This window comes from Desulfobacter hydrogenophilus, assembly GCF_004319545.1.
Taxonomy (GTDB): domain Bacteria; phylum Desulfobacterota; class Desulfobacteria; order Desulfobacterales; family Desulfobacteraceae; genus Desulfobacter; species Desulfobacter hydrogenophilus.
Genome location: NZ_CP036314.1, coordinates 12,974 through 31,587 on the forward strand (window position 1 = coordinate 12,974; position 18,614 = coordinate 31,587).

Genomic DNA, 18,614 nt, shown 5'->3' on the forward strand with positions numbered 1-18,614 from the left:
AAATACGGATACTGTTGGAATAGATCGCGAGAACGCTACGTTACCCGATTTTTGACGTTATAAATCTGGTAACGTAACACCGGTTCGATTAATCCCTTTCTCTAAATCACGTTGTTCTTGAGCCTCAAGTACCTTTTTTTCCTGTTGTTCTTGAGCTAATGCGGTGGTTTGGGCTTGCACAAAATTAGCCAGCAACGCCCTATTTTGCCTTAGTTCGTTAACTGCTATAGAATTAATTTGGTTGCCTGCTTCAATTGCTTGCTGCCTGCCGGATTTAGACAAAAGGAGATCGGCCATGTAGTCTTCAAAGTCTCCCGAATCTTGCATTTCCTGCAATTGTTTACCTGAGAGTTGGAAATTAGATCGTAAAATATTATCCATTTTTTTGACGGCGCTTTTAAGCTGACTTGACCTTTTCAAAATACGGTCGCTCATTAATGTTCCATCACCATCTTTCATATTTTTAAGTTCTGGCCAAGTGTCCGTAAAAATAGTATATAAAGCGTCCATATCACCTTTATACGTTTTTAACTTTTCGACATTTGATACAGCACTATCTAATTGAGACATCAAATTACCTTTAAGATCAGATGGTAAATTTTTAGTGTTTTTCATCATATTTTCTGTTTGCTTGGCAAGTTCCTCGTATCGTTTTATAGCCTCCAACAACTGTTCAATTTCATTAATATATTCAAGTGCTTGCGTGAACAAGTTGGAGCAATTAAGGCAGGTGACAGGGATACCAGCCATAATATTGGAGTAAAAAGTAAACAGTGAGAAAAAAATGATTGATACGCTTATGCTTTTCATTTTTGTTGGTTCCTTTTCTTGAAAGTTGGATTAAAAATTAATTCCTCTTTTTGATAACCAGACTTCCGGCCAGGATGGGCCATACTCGTTTATTAATTCTTTAATCGTGGCTATATCTTCTTTGCCGCTTGCACCGACAAACGATAAAGCGAAAGGAGATAAAGACAAATTAATCAGACGGGAACCATTTGAAGATGTTACATAATATTCCCGTTGTGGTTTAGCTTCGGCAATAATTTGAAGCTGAGCAGAATTAAGGCCCAAGGCGGAATATAATTCTTTTTGAGTATCTTTTCTGGCATCTTCATTTGGTAAGAATATTTTAGTTGGGCAACTCTCTGATAATACATCTACAAGGCCTGAATTTTGGGCATCAGAAAGGCTTTGTGTGGCAAGGACAACCGCACAATTGGCTTTTCTGAGGACTTTTAACCATTCCCGTATCTTTTGGCGAAAAACAGGATGTCCTAACATGATCCAAGCTTCGTCCAGAATCAGTATGCTTGGTTGACCTTTAAAGGCTTTTTCTATTCTGTGAAAAATATATAAAAGCACCGGGATTAAGTTTTCTTCGCCAAGATTCATTAAATCTTCGATTTCAAATACAGTGTATTTTTCCAAAGTCATAGAATCGGTGGGAGCATCAAGAAGTTTGCCCATCGCTCCTTGGTTTGTATAATGCTGAATCGCTTCTTTCAGTTCTTGGTGCTGAATATAATGAAACAAGTTACTTAATGTGCGAAATTGTTCAGGAGAATTTCTGATCTGTGTTACAGCTTTATGTATAGCGGCTCTGTGTTCCGGCTTAACATCAACTTTCTGTAGGGTGCTTAAAGTGGTTATCCAATCTTCGGCCCAAGCTTGTTCCGCATCTGTATCAATGTATTTTAAAGGGCAAAAGGCGAGTTGGTTGTCATCCCCTGCAATATGATAATGGGTGCCGCCTGCCGCCGATACCAATGGAAACATTGACATTCCTTTGTCAAACACAAAAATACACGCATCTTTATAACGCCTGAATTGTGCTGCTATCATCGCTAAAAAAACGGATTTACCCATGCCTGTAGGACCAAAAATTAAAGTATGGCCCAAATCGTTTACATGTAAATTTAATCGAAAAGGTGTTGAGCCATCCGTTGCCGCGAACATAAGTGGTGGTGAATCAGGTGGATAAAATGGGCAGGGGGCGTGCCTGGACCCCGCATATATGGTTGAGAGGGGGAGGATATCAGCCAGGTTAAGGCTATGTAAAAGAATGCGCCGGAGATTGGAATATCCGTTGCCAGGGTGAGAACCTAACCAACCTTCCAAAGCGTTTAATGTTTCGATTCGTGCTGAAAAGCCTTGAGATAAAACCTTTTTTCTAATTTCTCTTGTTTGATTTTGTAATATTTCCTTGTCTTCATGGAGTAGAATAATATTGCCAGAATAATAACCAAAGCTCACCAAACCGGACTGATTGATTAAATATGCGTCTTCTGCATCTTTCGTCATCAATACCGCATCTTTATTTATTTTGGCTTTTGCGTTATTAAAAAACTTATCGAAAAAGCCAAGAATCTTTTGGGTCCATGTTTTCTGGTAAACTGTTATTTCTTTTAAAGCGGAGTATTGATCCATACAGATATATCGCGAATTGAAACGATAAGGGATCGCCAAGCTATCTAAATTGTGAAGCATCATAGGATAACTTTCAGCCGGGAACCCATCAATTGCAATTACGCTGATATACTTATCTGCGATTTTAGGAACAATTCCACCAGTTAGGTCTTGATTAGCAAGGAGGTAATCAAGATACATAGGAATTTTAGGGAGTTTAATTTTGTGCCGGTCGCCTGTAATTATAAAATTAATAATTTCTAATATTTCAGAATACGCCCCGGTCTTGGTTTCAAATTCTTTTAATTGACTGATCTTAAAAGATAATTTCAACCTATCTTCTATTTCATTAAGTGTTTTCTGAAATGACTTTAGACTTTTAAAACCAAGATCAGTGTTTTGTTTTTTTTCTTGGTTTTCTTCTGTATAGAGAAATGAACTAAGTTTTTGTGTAGATATATCGGGTTTCCATGAAATAAAGAGATAGTGACTGGTTCTAAAATGCTTCCCCTTTTTAAAATGCTTTCGTCTTTCGTCATCAATAGCCTGGGTGATTTCATCGGAGAAAAAATTTTCATTTTTTTCCGGATAATAATCCTCCGGACTACGGATACAATCAAAATGCAAAATCCAACCGTCACCTAAATATTTAAGTGAGGATGATATAGAGGCTGAAAAACTTTCAAGTTCTGCGTCTGTAGAACTATCTGTGTCCTTGGTCGTTACTTCATATCCAACTAAAAATGAGCCGTTTTTACATAATAATATGCCGTTATCGACCATAACGGCATATTGCAATAAACTTTGTAACCCTATTTCTTTTCTATTCATGGCGTTAAAATTTATACTTTTGGCTGGTGCAATGTGACTGTCTTTCGCGGGATAAAATTTTTTATGTCGCATATATTGGCGAAAAACTTTCGTCAAAATCGGTTCGGCTTTATTAATTTTTCTGGCATAAGAAAAGCCGACTAAACAAAGAACCAGGCCGATTAATATTTGCCATGGGCGATTGCCGCTAGTTACAATCAATAAACCAGCGGCAATACCAATAGGGAAAATCAAATCCCGTTCAATACCCATGGTTAGGTCGGGCCGATGTAGGGATTTATGGATAGAGATGCGTCTCATTAAGTCAGCGCACCTGAACCGAAGGAGAACAGAGTATCAAGAATAGGCTCTGCCAGGGTCAGAACAGAAATGATACAGACCACAACTAAAAAACCCTTTGCCATACCATCGAGGTCATCTTTCTTGAACCACATCATAAAGGCGGCAGCTAAAATCATAATAACAGCAACGGCCTTTGCCCATGGGCCGCGTAGAGTCTCCATCAATTTTTCTGTGGGCGTTGCAAATTCGCTTATAGTTGCTGCAAACACAGAGTCAGGGAAAAGAGCGATTAAAAGAATTAATGACATTACAATCAAGGGAAAATACTTTTTCATTTTTTGTGGTCCTTTCATTTGAAAAATAGTTGAATAATCATCCCCACCACTACACCGAACAGGAACGCTATGGTTAGAGACATTCGGTTGATACATGGTTTTGTTTTTTCCTCCATTCTTTGTATGAAATTGGTTTCATTTTTTGCCAATTTCTGTTGGTATTCCTCGGCAATAAACTCGCAAACAGTAACGACAAGCCATATTGGATCGTTCTCACTTACGGCTATATTGTGTGTTTTAGCTATCTGTGCCTGTATTTTGGATTTCATTGATCAATCCTGCCTCATCAAATAAAGACCAAATATCTTTACAAACGATTTTAAGACGTTGTTTAGCCATTATGTTTATTTGTTCAGAATTAATAGCTTGGTCGAAGGTAAGGCGAGATTTCAAGATGGTTTCTATGTCGTGACCAAAGGTTTCTTTTTTGTAGGATGGTAAGAATATGATCACTCCACCATTTTTTTCATTTTTTTTCGCGAGTTCGTGAGTATCTGAGAATTCAAGAATCTGTCCGAAAAAAGGATTTACCCATATTGTTATTGGTGTCCCGGGAAACGCATTTAAAAGTGAATTTAATCCCTGAATAGTGTCTGTTTCAGCCTGTCCACCCGCAATTAGCGTATGTAAAACTAATTTATGTCCCGTATCGGAAAAAAATTGGGCAATATCATTTTCCGCTAAATAAGCCGCTAAAGGGAAAAATGTACTCGCCCCGCTGTCGATTACAGCATAAGCGTTATCTGGTAGCTCTATTAATTTTTCAATGAGCGTATCAAATAAACGGCTGTTTATTACATCGCCGTCCATGATTTCCACTATGGTTGCTTGCAACTCATCATAAGCCGCGAAAGTTGTATTGACGGGATCAGTGTCAAAACAAGCCACCAATTGCCTGCGGTCAAGTAGGTATTGACTTAAAAGACTTGATGCGAGGCTTTTACCGATACCACCTTTGCCTTGCAAAACGAAATTAACAACTGCCATTTCATCCCCTTTCTTTTTAAAAATATACTTTTTAGATTAAAAAACGTATTTTTTAGATAAAAATAATCTAAAAAATACATCCTGTAAAGCAGAATATGCTTTTTTAACTGAAAAAATGGCTCTTTTGAGAATAATTTTCGTTAAAAAATGAAGATTTCCCGGTGAAATGCGGAAGCATTTTTAAAAAAATGCTATTATTTTAAATATTTACAATTATGAACCGTGATGTGTTTTTTAGCGTGAAATGCGGGAGTAAAAAAAAAGAATAGGCTGAAATGCGGAGAGAAAAATTTCTATTTCAAAAATTTTTTCATTAAAACAGGTGGAAAGGTGTTTAATAAATTATCTGAAATCGTGATTATTTCACCATCAACATTTATTGTCACTTTGTGTTTTTTGCCGGTTTGATCAAAACTTTTATCTATCCCTAATATTTTTTTAGGATTGATTAAACAAAAGCGGTTAACTCTAATCAAGAGGTCACTAAAGAAACATTCCAGCGTGTTTAATGACGATTTTAAATAAATAATACTATCGTTTTCATCTTCATATAAAGCCGTTTGTCCATCTTCAGTTTTTATGAATTTTATATATTTTTTCCGATTAGCAACAATATGAATATCATCTATAAAATATACATCGCCTATAAGACGTTTAAAGTTTTGAACAATAATTTCAGCTTGGGATTTAAGATTTTTAAAATATTCCGCATCAAGCAGAGTGGATTCCGGCTTTAATTCAATCATAAGATGATAGTTTCTCATTTCTTCAAGATTAAGAGAGATGTAATTATCCGGCAATATACCTTCAACTTTCCATTTTTCAAAATTAGTGACATATGCCTGCTTATCAGATGTACACTTCATAAGTCGGCTATTTTGAAAAATTGCCACTGAATTAACCTTTTCATCTTCGGCTATATAATAAAATAATTCTTTTATAAGGATATCCACATTTTTAAACTGATTAATTTTATTTGCAAAATCTCTCAATTTAACCATTCTATCCCTTGCTTGGGTTATAGATAGTTGACATCTTACCCTGGCAAGCAATTCATTTTTTACAAATGGTTTTGTCAGATAATCATTAGCCCCCAAGCTATAGCCGTGAACGAGATCCGTTACTTGATTTTTTGCTGTCACAAATATTATAGGTACTTCAAGCTGATTGTATTTTTTCCGGACTTTTTCACAAATGGAAAATCCGTTGACACCAGGCATCATTATATCAAGTATAATTAAATCCGGTTTTCTTTTATTTAAAAACAACAAAGCTTCTTCTCCGGATCTGCACGAGTGGACCTCATAATTATTCATTTGTAAATAATTTGATATTATTTTTAAATTTATAAGTTCATCGTCGACAATAAGTATAAGGCTGGAACCGGGCGGGGTATCGTTTTGAAGACTCTTTTTTTCGTCAAAATTTGTGACTGCATTGCAATACCGGATAAGGTTAGTATCATCATAATTTCCGAGTTCGACCGGGCTGGCCGAAGGTAGGGTGAAACTAAATTCAGATCCTTTGCCTTCTTTAGACTTAAGAGTTATTTCACCGGATTGTAATTCTACCAACCGTTTAGCAATGCTAAGTCCTAATCCAGTACCCCTATTTTCTGTATTATATGAATTAATTTGTTCAAACGGCTCAAATATTCTTTCTTGATCTCTTTTTGTAACACCAATGCCGGTATCTATTACTTTGACAACAATCGTGCTAAACCCTTGTAATTCGGCACTAATTTCAATTATTCCAGAATATGTATATTTACAGGCGTTACTTACGAGATTTTGAATTATTTGATATGTTCTATTCATATCCGCATAAACATAACATTTTTCCGGAGGAACATTATTTATAATTCGAACATGCTTATTTTTTAACAATGGCCTTGATAATACATCAATAACAGAAACAATTTTATTCAGATCAAACGCCTGCAATTCCAATTTGATGTCTTTATACTCAAGGCGTTGCACATCTAAAATATCATTAACAAGTATTGATAGACGTTGAGCACTATTTATTATGATACTCAACGTGGAGTGGACGTCTTTGGGAATTTTACCATAACCACCGGATCTGATTGAATCTGCAAGGCCAATAATTCCATGCAGAGGCGTTTTTAATTCGTGGGTTGTCGTTACCAAGAAATTATCCTTGAGGTTATTTAACCTTACTAATTCTTGATTTCGGATGGCAATTTTAGATTTCATATATTTTATTTTTAATGCTAATCCGATTGATAGAATTAGGATTTCTGCTGTGATGCCGACCTGTGGGATAATATTAACGAATGCATTATTCGGTAATAATCCAAAATCCATTAAAGCAACAGTCAATGTCCCAATTAACAGCATAAATGTAGCGGCACTAAAATACAGGGACGGCTTGAATTTTTTAATCAAAGACAATGATAGTATAATTGTAAAAATAGGGATGATTATCCCCATGTAAGCATAAATTTTTATTGTTTTTACATAGGGGATAAAAACAGAACTTATTGTAAATATCCCTAAAATCAGTACTGTGATGTTTAATTTTTGATTTAAGTTTGGATAGAATGTCTTTATTTTTAAAAAAGAACTTGTGAATAATAATAGACAGGTAAAATAACTACCTAAAAAAAAACTTAAACTTTGATTATTCCAGGTTGGCGAATTAGGCCAAATCTCATTCACAAACCCGTTAAGCCCTAATAACACAAATAAAGTTGATATGACGTGTAAGACATAAATGGCAAATCTTTTATCTTTTGTGGCTAAATAAATGAATAAATTATAAAATATGATGATTAACATCATGCCATAATGTAATGAATATAATATAGTTACTTTACGATCATGTTCTATAAAATCATATAGTTTCCATATTTTAATAGGTATTGTTAGCACCCCCGTTGATTTCACTTTGATATACACTTGAGTTTCGGCATAAAAGTTCACCGGAAAAAGAAATTTTCTATGTTTTATAGGGCGTGTCGATAGTTGTAAATAATCACCAGTTTTAATTTTCGTCACGTGATCCGGTCCACTCGACGGGAAATAATACAATTCGATTTCATCAAGAAGACCATAACTGATTGATATAAGATAATCTGTGGTTAAGGCATCACTCTTTATTTTAAATTTGAGCCAGCAATTATTATTGTTAAAGCCAAAATTCAAAATAGGTTGGCTTGATAATGAAAACGCTTCTTCTGGTAAAATTTTAACTTCATCAAAAGTCATATTTTTAGGTGTTAAAAAAAACATAACTTTTTTACCGATAGGGGTTGGCTTATAGCCGCTTTTAGTTATGACGATTCCAGCGGCTTGAGCATAAGCATAGGTAGGAGCGAGAATGATATAAAAAAAAAGGATTAATAAGATTGGATTAGATTGGATTAATTTTTTGACGCTTGGGTGAGGGCTTCTTCTATTTTTGCTGCGACCTCTGTGAATGAGACATTTAAAAATTTGCAAATTTCCCATAACTCTGCCACATCTAAATGGCGTTGACCTGTCTCAATACGCTGTTGAAAAACAGGTTGGCTAAAACCTAAAGCGTTTGAAACATCTTTCTGCGTTATATCTGTTATTTGTCCCCGGCGAAGTGTCTTTATCACTTTGCCAATAAGTTGTCGTTCTTCCATTATCGTCTTTTTAACCACGGCCATAGTAATCTTTTAAAATTTTAAAAACAACCCATTATTATCTAATTTGAAATATATTATTTCAAATTAGATAATATTATATATTATTTTAAATAATTTATCTTAGTCAGATTGCATTGTGAGTAATTTGAAACTTAAAATCAAGATAAAATTAGTTGTTTTTTTAAAAACGATTTATTGAAAGACCTTGAATAAACTAATTTTCACATATCGCCTTTTGAGATAAGAGTAACGGGTAAATCTTTTTTTTCTTGTGGTTTTAAGTCAGATTGAGAGGCATATGGTCTGCTGTTATGTTGAAATCCTTTTTTATTTACAGTAATTGATTTTGATTTGGTGGGGGAAGAATTCGGAGTTGATTTTTTTTTGGGGGTGGAGGTTTGTGCAAATGGATGAACCTCATTTGCATTATTAATTAATTTAGTCCAGGCAACATATGACATATCAATTTTTTTTTGTTCACAAAAAAAATTATAGATCGCTTTTTTGGTGTACCCTTGTTCGATATATTCGCTTGCTTCTTTCCAGACTGCCAAAAACTGGCTTTTGCATGATTGTTTTAAATTCATCATAAAAACCTTTTATTTTTCGTTAATTTCCCTTTACTATCGTTAATTATAATATACTTTCCTTAATTTTTGGAAACTTTCGTTAATAATTAACAAAAGTTTCCGTTAATTAACGAAAATTAACGTTGGTTGGATGGCAGGACATGCAAAGTAGGCCCACTTTTTCAAAGGGGTCTACTTTGCGTCCTGCCTTATTCGCTATCGCTCAACGGAAACTTATTCGCTGTCGCTCAACGTAGAAACCTAAAAAACCACAAGAAAAAAAGATTGAATTACCTGAATTTATAAAAAAAGGTTGACATTGTACCTAAATTTAGGTACAATGTTTATCAGAAATAAGGGAAGGCTGTTGGAGCCGCCCATAATAAAAGTCAAAGGAGACAACACTATGAAACTTTCTAAATGTACTTGTGGGTATGGGTCTGGTTGGTATCATAATGAATCCGGAACAACCCATGAATTTAATCCATATGTTACGGAGATCCAAGCGACACATAGATTTTGGACAAATCGTCAGGCATTGGGGTTTTTTTATGAACATATTTCAAACTATATTCTGGCATCTATAAACCGCTATGAAAAGAATGCTTCGCATACTATAACTTCTAAAAAATTTGATTTTAAAAAATACAATTCAGAAAAGGCAGCAAAAAAAAGCTGCGGCTGAATGGGTGATGAAAAAAGTGATTAATGAAAATATGATAGCACCAATTAAAGAAGTTCAAATGGAATTATTTACATAAAAATTGTGGGTCGATCCTGGTTAGTTTCGGGATTGATCCATTTATATTCAATTTGGATCAAAAATGAGTCTAAGCAACTTTTTAGTTATGCTTTGATATTTGTGTTTGTAAATAGAAACAAGGAATTAAAATGGGACCTAAAGAACTAAGAAAATCTGGGGAAGCTTTATTTGGTCAACGCTGGCAGACTGATCTTGCCAGAGCGTTAGATGTTGATTCTAGGCGTATTCGTCAATGGATAAAAGGGGAAAGGCCTTTACCCAAAACAATAGATCTGGACATCTTAGCTTTATTAAAGCAGCGACAACAGAAAATAAGTCAGCTTTTAGAAGATTTTGAAAATAGTGAATGAAAAAGGAGCATGAAATATGGGGATTTATGCCGGATTCAGAAAAAGATTTATAGCCATTGTGATAGATACAATAATTTTGATTCCCTTTTTATTAATGGCAAAATCGTTGGGTTTTGAGGGACAATTATTTGAAGCTGTAATTTGTTGGGCTTATTTTTCCGGAATGGAAAGTTCACCAACACAAGGGACTATAGGGAAAATAGTAACAGGTATAAAAGTCGTTGATTTAGAAGGCAATAAGATAACCTGGAAAATTGCGTCTGTTCGTTATATTGGGAGGGTTATTTCTTTTCTTTTATGTTTTGGTGGTTTTTTGATTGTTCCGTTTTCACCAAAAAAACAAGGGCTGCATGATATGTTGGCAGGATGCTTTGTTGTTAACAAGGCGTATATAAGTGGCATATGTTAGAAATATATAATTTTCATATCAAAATTTTAATTAAATTCATCAAGTTATTTATATCCTCAAAAATAATATATTTTGTAATTCAAAATATATTAAATAATACATAAAAGATTGGCTTTATACCTAAATTTAGGTACAATATTTATCAGAAATAAGGGAAGGCTGTTGGAGTCGCCCATAATAAAAGTCAAAGGAGACATTTACAGTTAACCCTGCCCCTTCGAGCGTATTGTTAGAACGTCAGCGCATCATCTGCACCACTGCCGCTCACATGGGATGCCATCATTATCCCCATCCATTTTTGTATTTGGACAGTTTCTCAAAAAATAGGTTGCTTCTGCACAAGAAGTCATTTGGGAACAACGTGTTCGACCATCACATCTGAATTGTTGATTAAGCACATTGGACGTAGAAATACTTGATTTTGCTGGTTCTGAAATGTTTACGCTGGACAAATTTGAAATTTGGGATGTGACGGACGATATTCCACCGTTCATATAAGCAAAGGCAGCCATGATTAGAAAGCCAAAGGCTTGTATTTTGAATGAACCTTTGGCATCCTGCCAACAAAAGATTGTGTATATTATTGCCATTGGTGCAACAAATAAAACAGCAAGCCCCCATAGAATACTTGTCTTGAAAGCGGAAATTAGTAGGCCGATTCCGCCAATTATAAATATTCCAAGGCCGACGTAAAATACTATTTCGTTCACTTTGTGTCCCTTTTTTAAAGTGCTAAAGTAAAAGCTGAAATTACAATTGGTTGATGATGTCCTTAATCGGTTTTTTCATGAATGGCCCATCTTATGATCAACCCCACAAAATTGATTTTGGGGGCTCTTCGGCGAACGACATCAATATGCTTCAGAACAGCCTATGGCTTGCAGATTCCACATGGTTTGAACCCGGCCTTTATAGCGTCATCCCGTGAATTAAATATTTTGACGCAGTTTTTACAATTATAATGTTTGCAGCCTGGTGCATGAAATACATGGCTTGAGATGTTACCGTGATATTGTCCGGTTAATGCAGGCTTGATTTTGCTTTTTTTTGACTTGGATTGAAAACTGTTTATTCGACCTTCCGACCAAATATTTAATCGTTTGGCTTTAGCTTCTTTTTCCGCCGACAAAAATTCATCGTGGTGATTTTGGCTTGACCCATATTTTGTGTAGTATGGGCTCCAACCTTTTCGAACAAGCTCAACATTGAAGTTATGACCATCCAGAAACACATACGTCAGAAGGCGCCCATATTTTCCCCTTTTCCTTTGACCTTCAAATTCTAAATCAACTGTTTTGCTTGTCAGTCTTGATTTTGTGTAATTTGAAGCTTCGATACCCATTGGTGTGTTGCGTGACTGATCAGGGTGTACAGATTCCGGTGTGTCTACGCAAAGCATCCGTATCCGTTCTTTTTTACCATAATAAAGGACGTCAATTGTATCACCGTCTATCACTTTGATAACCTTGTATTGTCCAGCAAAGCAGGAGATAGACACAGAAACAATTAATAATGTTAAAAGAAGTGTTTTTTGAATTTTTATAGTAGTATTTTTCATATTATCAACTGAATAAAAAGAGTCTATGGATTAGGTAAAATTTGGAACAAAAATTCAATTTAATTAAAGATTAAACACCCCTGATAACGAAATGCAAGAATAAATTTTTATATATTATAACCCTGCTGCTATCTTTTGGTTTCCTTTTTTGAACAAGGTTGTATCTTATCGGCATTGTCGCTATTTTGTCGGTTTTGGACTCCCGAAACCGTGTTTAAATATTAAAGTTTGGAAACATCCTTAAATGACGGGTTTCGAAAAGGAAGTATCAATTAAAGTTGGCCCAGATCTCTTGATAAAATCACGCCAGGCTGATTATGAACAGCAATTTTCAATATGGATTTTAATCGACTCAAGGATACCGTAACCTGTTGAAATAACGTTAGCTGAAATCATGATTTTTTAGCCTCATTTGGGCCAAATTTAGAATTGCTGGATTATGAAATCAGGCCGCTACATATACTGGTCCCTAAATAAAAATAGACCATGATAAGACTGCCTCCTGCTGATCTATTATAATTATCACCTTCCGAAACCGAAAAAGTTAAGGAGATTATACTTTTTATTTTTTTGTGGTTTATTATTTTTTTACCCTAAAATTTTATTGGTGGATTAAAGATGATGAAGTCCAAAGCGTATTAATGAATGTGTGTTTGGCTAAAATTCTATTATGAATTTTTGACCCTAAATATTTCATTCTACCTAATTGACTCGGTATAGGGGGTAAGATTTTAATATAGTGGGATTTGGTTATGGGTTATGATTAATATATATAATATGATTAAAAGAAGAAAAGAATAGAGATTTGCATCTATTAAAAATAATCTATTATTTAAGATTGTTATACGAAAAAAAATGTTTTAACTGTGAGGCAGAACCACCACCTTGTCCCTAACTGTGAGGCAGAACCACTACTTTAAAGCCTAATTGTGACACAGAACCACTACTTTAAAGCCTAATTGTGACACAGAACCACTACATGTGTGAGACAGAACCACTACTTTGCCGGAAAAAATTAGCGTTATTACGGTAAATAATTTTATAAAATAATAAACTGTGAGACATAACCACTACTTTCTGTGACACAGAACCACCACATGTGTGAGACAGAACCACTACCTTGCCTCTAACTGTGACATAAAACCACTACTTTTTATTTAGTCGCTTCATTTGCGGCGTTGCCTGGTGCAAATTATTGGTCATACGCTTATTTGCAGCCTTTTGTTCTTTAATAAAATCTTGTGTCGGTTTGATTGTATATTTAACATCAACTATGGAACGTCCTTCCTTCCTATTGTCTATGTCATAGGTGTGGATAATTTGCCGTTCTTTTAATTCATCAAGCGCCCTTAGAACTTTCTTTCTATTGTCGATTGCTCGTCCTTGCTGTAACAGTCCACTGTTGCACTCTAAACTTGAGAACATAAAATGATAATCATTTGAATAACTGGCTTGTTTATATCGGTGTATAAGTTGCTTATAAATCCATCTAGTAAGTTGATCATTGCAACTCATCAAACGGGCATAATTAAACTGCCTATAATTAAGTTTATCAATTGCATGGCTAATAAAAAGGGGCAATCTTGCAATGTGGTAAGAGTTTGCATCGGCTAAATATTCTTCTCGTCCAACTGTTACCAGGTCTTGTAAAATAGAGCCCTTCCATAATTCTTTATTATTTTTATATAAGGTAATGATACAACTCGACATAACCTCAATAGCATGTTTGATTTGATTTTTATTTCGGCTCCGTCCTCTAGCTGTCAATTCTTTTTCTAACATAGAAAGAGAAAAGCGAACCCAAGTTTCAGTGCTTTGCGGATCGTGTAAGCCATATTGTTGGTCGGTAAGAATCTTTTTTAAAGCTTCCTCTATTAATTCTTCCGTTATACTTGGAAAAAAAGCCTTATAACTTCCGTCCGTTTGTTCAATCAATGCGGGTTGGATTTTTACCATACAAGGGATACCATCATAGGTATAATTCCACTTATATGGCTCTGCCAGTCCGGATTCTGTGCGAAGCTTTTTTATTTGTTGAGGCGAAAAAAAATATTTTGGAATACTCTCCCACACTTCAACTGCATTTGACGTATCAACTTGATCATTCGTTATAAAATGGGCAAACAAATCATACTGAAGGCTTTTAATTGGTTCTGTGGGGGGGGTCTTTTTACTATTATTAGATTTTGGCAAATCCTTCCCTCCTATGTGGGTTCCTGTGCAGTGGGCATGTGTAAGCTCTAATTCTTTCTCAATCTTGATAAATTCAACATTAAGCAGGTCTTTTTTTTGTAAATCAGCGGTAGCGGTTATGGCTTTAATGATCTCAAATCGTTTTTTTTTTAATTTTATGATATTTTCTATTTTATCCATAATGCTTACTCCTGTCAGTAAGTATTGATGGCTAGCCCTGGTCGGTGCGGTAACACCGCCAGGGCTTTTTTTTACCATCACTATTAATCTCCGGCAATTTTATTAATTTTTTATAGCGTTGTTTTTTACCCTCCCTTTTTTTAAAAAATTGAAAATTATGGGAGAATAGAAAGTGATTATCAATATATTTTTTGTATTACAATATATATCTTGAAGTATAATATTATTTTGATATATATAATATATATTTTGAAAAACAAAAAGGGAAATAAAAATGTCAATTAAAAAAATAGCTTCTGTGTGGAGTCCAAAAGGGGGGAGTGGGAAAACAAGCGTTACTTTAAATATGGCATATTATTTAAGTATGGGAGATCGAAAGGTTACAGTCTACGACTATGACGAACAAGGTTCAACAACTAAATTTTTTAATAACAGCACTACCATGAATTTTAATTTGATTGGTGGTGAGCCAGGAGAAGATAATTTACCAACCGCTGATACAGAATATATAGTGATAGATTATCCTCCCCGGCACGATATTTTACCCATGGGAAATATAATAGTTGTTCCGTGTGGGTCATCCCCTTCGGATTATGATGCCGTTAAAGATGGTTTACGCCAATTGCTTAACCACGGAATTGAAGGGAAACGTTTTATATTTGTTCCATTTGGAGTGAGCCAGAATAAATTATCGTCAAAATTAATAGAAGACTCTTTTATCGAACTTTGTGAGATTATCCCTGGTGCTGTTGTGGCAGTCAGAGCTTCAGAACCCGCTAAAATGCTCTGGCATAAAGGCGTTACTGTTTTTCAAAACTCCAACAAGGTAATGGAAGGAATACGCCAGGATTATGTAAAATTAACTAAAACTGTTTTTGGTATCAGAAAATAGTTTTTTGCATTACAAAATATTTTTTAAAATTCAAGAAAGGATAAAATGGCAACTAAAAAAACAACTAAATCTTTGAATAGTGATTTAGATCTTTTACGGGATACCATAAAAAATAAACCCAAGGCCGGGGAGGTTCCAAATCCCATGGCTACGCCGGAAGAGAAACCGGCTCCCCAAGGAAGACCTAAAGATCCGGAAACAACCAAATTAGAAACTACCTTTCAGGAAATCCCAAGACCACAAAACGGACCAGTTGCTATAATTACGGGGAAAAATACAAGAAAAAATACAAAAGCGTTTACTGTGTATTTACCAAAAGATATTCAGGAACGACTTGAAAACGAGTGTTCTAATGTATCCGGAACATTAACCGGGCTTATTCAATACGCTATTCAACATTTAGATAAATTAGATCAAACTCTTTATATTAATAATCAAAAAAAGATAGGGGAAAATTAGGCGTTGTAAATATTTCGTTTCAAGTTTTAAAACCCCAAAAAAAGAAAGTGGGCGACAATAAATATTGCACAGCTTAAAATATATTTTGTAATGCAAAATATATTAAATAATGCAAAAAGTTATTGGCTATGTACCTCAATATAGGTACAATCTTTATTAAGAACAAGGGAAGGCTGTTGGAGCCGCCCATAATAAAAGTCAAAGGAGACAACACCATGAAAAAAAAATACCAAGATCCGGTGATAAAGGCGTTAATTCCTTTTTGGAAGAAAATAAGAAATATTGGTAACGGTCAGATGATCCCTGCTTGTGAAGTTAAGCGCAGAAGACAAGGCTTTTTTTCATGGATGTTAGTCGAGTTATACGAGGATGCTTGGCAACGTCGGCACGACTGTTAACTATCCGCAATAAGGGAGCCACCCACATTCGCGCGTAAATATACGCTAAAGTTACAAAAGCAGATGAACGCCAAAAGAAAAAAGGATGCAGCAATGAATATTGTCGGGGAGATCGAAGGGAAAGATTACGTCACACTCAGGGATTTTGTACTGAAAAACATGGACTACAACGAATGGAATCTGGTGGAACCTTATGCTGAAAAGGTTAAGGATCAAACCTTTGTCTATGACGATTTTATAAAAGCTGCAAAACTTTTGCAGACAGCCGTTCCGCTGTGCGCTCTGTTTTTTAAAGCCCCGGCCTTTGAAGCTGAGTATGCAAAGAATATCTTGGTATCGGTGGACGGAACGAAGATGGGGATGATGTACCCACCCACCGATGATTTTGAAGGCTTTTTTGAGCTATGGGTCAAAACTGATCTGATATCAAAAAATGGGCTCATCGGATTTTGCATCAAACTGGCAAACGACCTTCATGCAATCCAGGGGTATGAAGTTTTGGAAGATTTTGGGATTGATCCCGGTGAATCCGATTATTGGGAATAGTGTTTTTGTTTATAGCTATTAGTTAGACATAAAAGGCATTATGTCTAACTATTTTCCTTGACCCATTCCAGCCCCTATATAATAAGGTATAAAATAATGAATCACGACCTGATACCTAATCCGAAAAAAGAAGTTTCTATCCTTAAGGCGGTCAAAGATGTGCCGGAGGAACTGTTATGGAAAGCCAATTTTAATTCTGACAACTCCATTGAAACCTACGACAAAGCCATTCACTCTTTTTTGTCGTTCATCGGTGTAGGCGCCCCCGAGGAATTGAGGCAGGTTGAACATGGTCATGTCATTGCCTTTAAAAAATATCTGCAAAATTCTGGATGCAGCCCCAGGACGATCAACAACCGGCTGTCTGCCATCTCGTCGCTGTTTAACCATTTGATCGACAAACAGGTGGTCAAGGTTAATGTCGCCCAGGGCGTTCGCCGGATGCCGGTCAACGCCGACCGGGTGGAAGCCAAGGTGATGACGCCGGATGAAGTCAGGAAAATATTAAGCGTACCGGATACGGAAACGCTTAAGGGCATCAGAGATAAAGCCATTTTAGCCACGCTATTTTATACCGGGTGCCGGGTGTCCGAGGTCTGCAAGCTCAAGGTGAAAGATTTTTACCAGGAGCAGGGATACCATGTGCTGGACTTTTGGGTCAAAGGCGGGAAAAGGAATCGGTTGGCGATCCATCAAGAATTGCAGATTTTGATAAATAGCTACTTGAACGTTGCCGGTCATGGTATGGAGAATAGCAGCTATTTGTTTTTACCCGTTAGAAATGCCCCGAATTGTTCTGACCCCGAAAGGAAGCTGAGTCGAAAGACGGTCGATTATCTGTTTAAAAAATATGCAAAGCAGGCTTCCCTTTATGGCGTTACGCCCCATTCGGCTAGGGCAACCTTTATCACCCAGGCCCTGGAGAACAATTGTCCCATTGAGGCTGTTCAAAAAACTGTGGGGCATTCGCAAATAAAAACGACTCAGATGTATGACAAGCGCCGGACTAAATACAGGGAAAGTGCCAGTTTTGCCGTAAGGTATTAATAGCCCTCACCCGTTTCCGGTGATCTGTTCAAAACGAAATTTAAAATGGGAGAACTTTATGCACAAGCACATTCAGGAATATTTCAACTTAGCTGAAAAAAAAGGTGTAACCCCTATTGGAATTCATGGATTTGAAGACACCATCGAACTTTATAGGGCTGATAAGCTGATCGGGAGCAAATTTCATCCCGGTTATGATTTTTCAGAAGCCCCATTTTGGATCTGCTTTTCATATAGTATTTACAATATGAATTTTATCCCGATTCAGACCGCCCAGGAGCTTCAAGTCTTACTTGGAAAATTTTTGGAACTAAGTGGGGAAGATACTTTTTTGGGTGAGGATGGCGAAGATGGGTTTAATCAAACTTTCCAGAAACTTTACAAATGGTGGAGAATGCCGTTCCCGGTTGGAGTCGATAAAATTAAAGATCCGGCTTGATGGGATGAATTTATATCTTGAATGAAGCACAACCCAAAACAAAAAGGTGGACCATGAATAAATCTGATCGGTTTTTTCAAATGTTAAATAAATGCCCAAGAATTAAATACCTATGGGACAAAGAAACGCGAAAATTGGACGTTGAAAGTTTTGAAAAAGATATAAAAGGTATGAGCAGCGGGGAAATCCATTTGGCAAAATTTTTTGCCGGGGTTTGGTTTAACAATAACCGTTATGGGTTTGATCTAATCGCAGCTATGCAGGTTTTAGATGCCAATAATAAACGAATAATTTCTGATTGGATTGAACAACCGTTTTTTCCGTAAAATT

The 18,614-nt window shown here is 35.8% G+C and carries 20 protein-coding genes; 10 read left to right on the forward strand and 10 right to left on the reverse strand.

The features are described from left to right. Positions 1-57 precede the first annotated feature (57 nt). The 7 genes from trbJ to EYB58_RS22835 all read right to left on the reverse strand — a co-directional run bounded on the left by trbJ (position 58) and on the right by EYB58_RS22835 (position 9,071). Positions 58-810, reverse strand: coding sequence for a P-type conjugative transfer protein TrbJ (gene trbJ / locus EYB58_RS22805; RefSeq protein WP_111959146.1), 753 nt, complete (start codon positions 808-810; stop codon positions 58-60). A gap of 30 nt (positions 811-840) precedes the next feature. Beyond that, on the reverse strand, positions 841-3,540 hold the full coding sequence (locus EYB58_RS22810; protein WP_111959144.1) for a VirB4 family type IV secretion/conjugal transfer ATPase: 2,700 nt from the start codon (positions 3,538-3,540) through the stop codon (positions 841-843). Then, positions 3,540-3,953, reverse strand: coding sequence for a TrbC/VirB2 family type IV secretion system protein (locus EYB58_RS22815; protein ID WP_242637684.1), 414 nt, complete (start codon positions 3,951-3,953; stop codon positions 3,540-3,542). The genes EYB58_RS22810 and EYB58_RS22815 overlap by 1 nt, the downstream gene beginning before the upstream one ends. A gap of 141 nt (positions 3,954-4,094) precedes the next feature. Beyond that, entirely contained in the window at positions 4,095-4,844 is a 750-nt protein-coding gene (locus EYB58_RS22820) for a P-loop NTPase family protein (RefSeq protein WP_111959138.1), read from the reverse strand. Between the two features lie 293 nt (positions 4,845-5,137). Further along, positions 5,138-8,317, reverse strand: a complete 3,180-nt coding sequence (locus EYB58_RS22825; RefSeq protein ID WP_111959136.1) for a 7TM diverse intracellular signaling domain-containing protein — start codon at positions 8,315-8,317, stop codon at positions 5,138-5,140. After that, positions 8,230-8,502: a helix-turn-helix domain-containing protein gene (locus tag EYB58_RS22830; RefSeq protein ID WP_111959134.1), complete on the reverse strand. Its 273-nt coding sequence runs from the start codon at positions 8,500-8,502 to the stop codon at positions 8,230-8,232. The genes EYB58_RS22825 and EYB58_RS22830 overlap by 88 nt, the downstream gene beginning before the upstream one ends. A gap of 200 nt (positions 8,503-8,702) precedes the next feature. Beyond that, complete coding sequence (locus tag EYB58_RS22835) at positions 8,703-9,071, reverse strand: TraK family protein (protein WP_131072147.1); 369 nt, start codon at positions 9,069-9,071, stop codon at positions 8,703-8,705. 385 nt (positions 9,072-9,456) lie between these two features. Here EYB58_RS22835 and EYB58_RS22840 point away from each other — a divergent pair, with 385 nt between their 5' ends. The 3 genes from EYB58_RS22840 (at position 9,457) to EYB58_RS22850 (ending at position 10,572) form a co-directional block, all read left to right on the forward strand. Further along, positions 9,457-9,735, forward strand: coding sequence for a hypothetical protein (locus tag EYB58_RS22840; RefSeq protein ID WP_111959131.1), 279 nt, complete (start codon positions 9,457-9,459; stop codon positions 9,733-9,735). A 206-nt stretch (positions 9,736-9,941) separates the two neighbouring features. Beyond that, on the forward strand, positions 9,942-10,163 hold the full coding sequence (locus EYB58_RS22845; protein ID WP_111959129.1) for a helix-turn-helix domain-containing protein: 222 nt from the start codon (positions 9,942-9,944) through the stop codon (positions 10,161-10,163). A 16-nt stretch (positions 10,164-10,179) separates the two neighbouring features. Then, complete coding sequence (locus EYB58_RS22850) at positions 10,180-10,572, forward strand: RDD family protein (protein ID WP_111959127.1); 393 nt, start codon at positions 10,180-10,182, stop codon at positions 10,570-10,572. Positions 10,573-10,817: 245 nt separating this feature from the next. Here the strand turns inward: EYB58_RS22850 and EYB58_RS22855 are convergent, their stop codons facing one another. The 3 genes from EYB58_RS22855 to EYB58_RS22865 all read right to left on the reverse strand — a co-directional run bounded on the left by EYB58_RS22855 (position 10,818) and on the right by EYB58_RS22865 (position 14,581). After that, positions 10,818-11,066, reverse strand: coding sequence for an excalibur calcium-binding domain-containing protein (locus EYB58_RS22855; protein WP_207309190.1), 249 nt, complete (start codon positions 11,064-11,066; stop codon positions 10,818-10,820). Between the two features lie 377 nt (positions 11,067-11,443). After that, positions 11,444-12,130 carry a thermonuclease family protein gene (locus tag EYB58_RS22860; protein ID WP_111959125.1) on the reverse strand — a complete coding sequence of 229 codons (687 nt, stop codon included), beginning with the start codon at positions 12,128-12,130 and terminating at the stop codon, positions 11,444-11,446. A 1,146-nt stretch (positions 12,131-13,276) separates the two neighbouring features. Beyond that, complete coding sequence (locus EYB58_RS22865; protein ID WP_211318000.1) at positions 13,277-14,581, reverse strand: hypothetical protein; 1,305 nt, start codon at positions 14,579-14,581, stop codon at positions 13,277-13,279. 196 nt (positions 14,582-14,777) lie between these two features. On the opposite strand from EYB58_RS22865, the gene EYB58_RS22870 reads away from it, so the two are divergent. The 7 genes from EYB58_RS22870 (at position 14,778) to EYB58_RS22900 (ending at position 18,610) form a co-directional block, all read left to right on the forward strand. After that, positions 14,778-15,395, forward strand: coding sequence for a ParA family protein (locus EYB58_RS22870; protein WP_111959123.1), 618 nt, complete (start codon positions 14,778-14,780; stop codon positions 15,393-15,395). A 45-nt stretch (positions 15,396-15,440) separates the two neighbouring features. Further along, a complete protein-coding gene (locus EYB58_RS22875; RefSeq protein WP_111959121.1) occupies positions 15,441-15,854 on the forward strand; it encodes a hypothetical protein in 414 nt (137 codons plus the stop codon). Between the two features lie 215 nt (positions 15,855-16,069). Next, the gene (locus EYB58_RS22880) at positions 16,070-16,252 is read left to right on the forward strand and encodes a hypothetical protein (protein WP_131072148.1); all 183 of its coding nucleotides are present in this window, start codon (positions 16,070-16,072) and stop codon (positions 16,250-16,252) included. Positions 16,253-16,345: 93 nt separating this feature from the next. Further along, a complete protein-coding gene (locus EYB58_RS22885; RefSeq protein ID WP_111959104.1) occupies positions 16,346-16,798 on the forward strand; it encodes a hypothetical protein in 453 nt (150 codons plus the stop codon). A 96-nt stretch (positions 16,799-16,894) separates the two neighbouring features. Next, complete coding sequence (locus tag EYB58_RS22890) at positions 16,895-17,845, forward strand: tyrosine-type recombinase/integrase (RefSeq protein ID WP_111959081.1); 951 nt, start codon at positions 16,895-16,897, stop codon at positions 17,843-17,845. 58 nt (positions 17,846-17,903) lie between these two features. Then, on the forward strand, positions 17,904-18,284 hold the full coding sequence (locus EYB58_RS22895; protein ID WP_111959079.1) for a hypothetical protein: 381 nt from the start codon (positions 17,904-17,906) through the stop codon (positions 18,282-18,284). A 53-nt stretch (positions 18,285-18,337) separates the two neighbouring features. Next, positions 18,338-18,610 carry a hypothetical protein gene (locus EYB58_RS22900; protein ID WP_111959077.1) on the forward strand — a complete coding sequence of 91 codons (273 nt, stop codon included), beginning with the start codon at positions 18,338-18,340 and terminating at the stop codon, positions 18,608-18,610. Positions 18,611-18,614 lie beyond the last annotated feature (4 nt).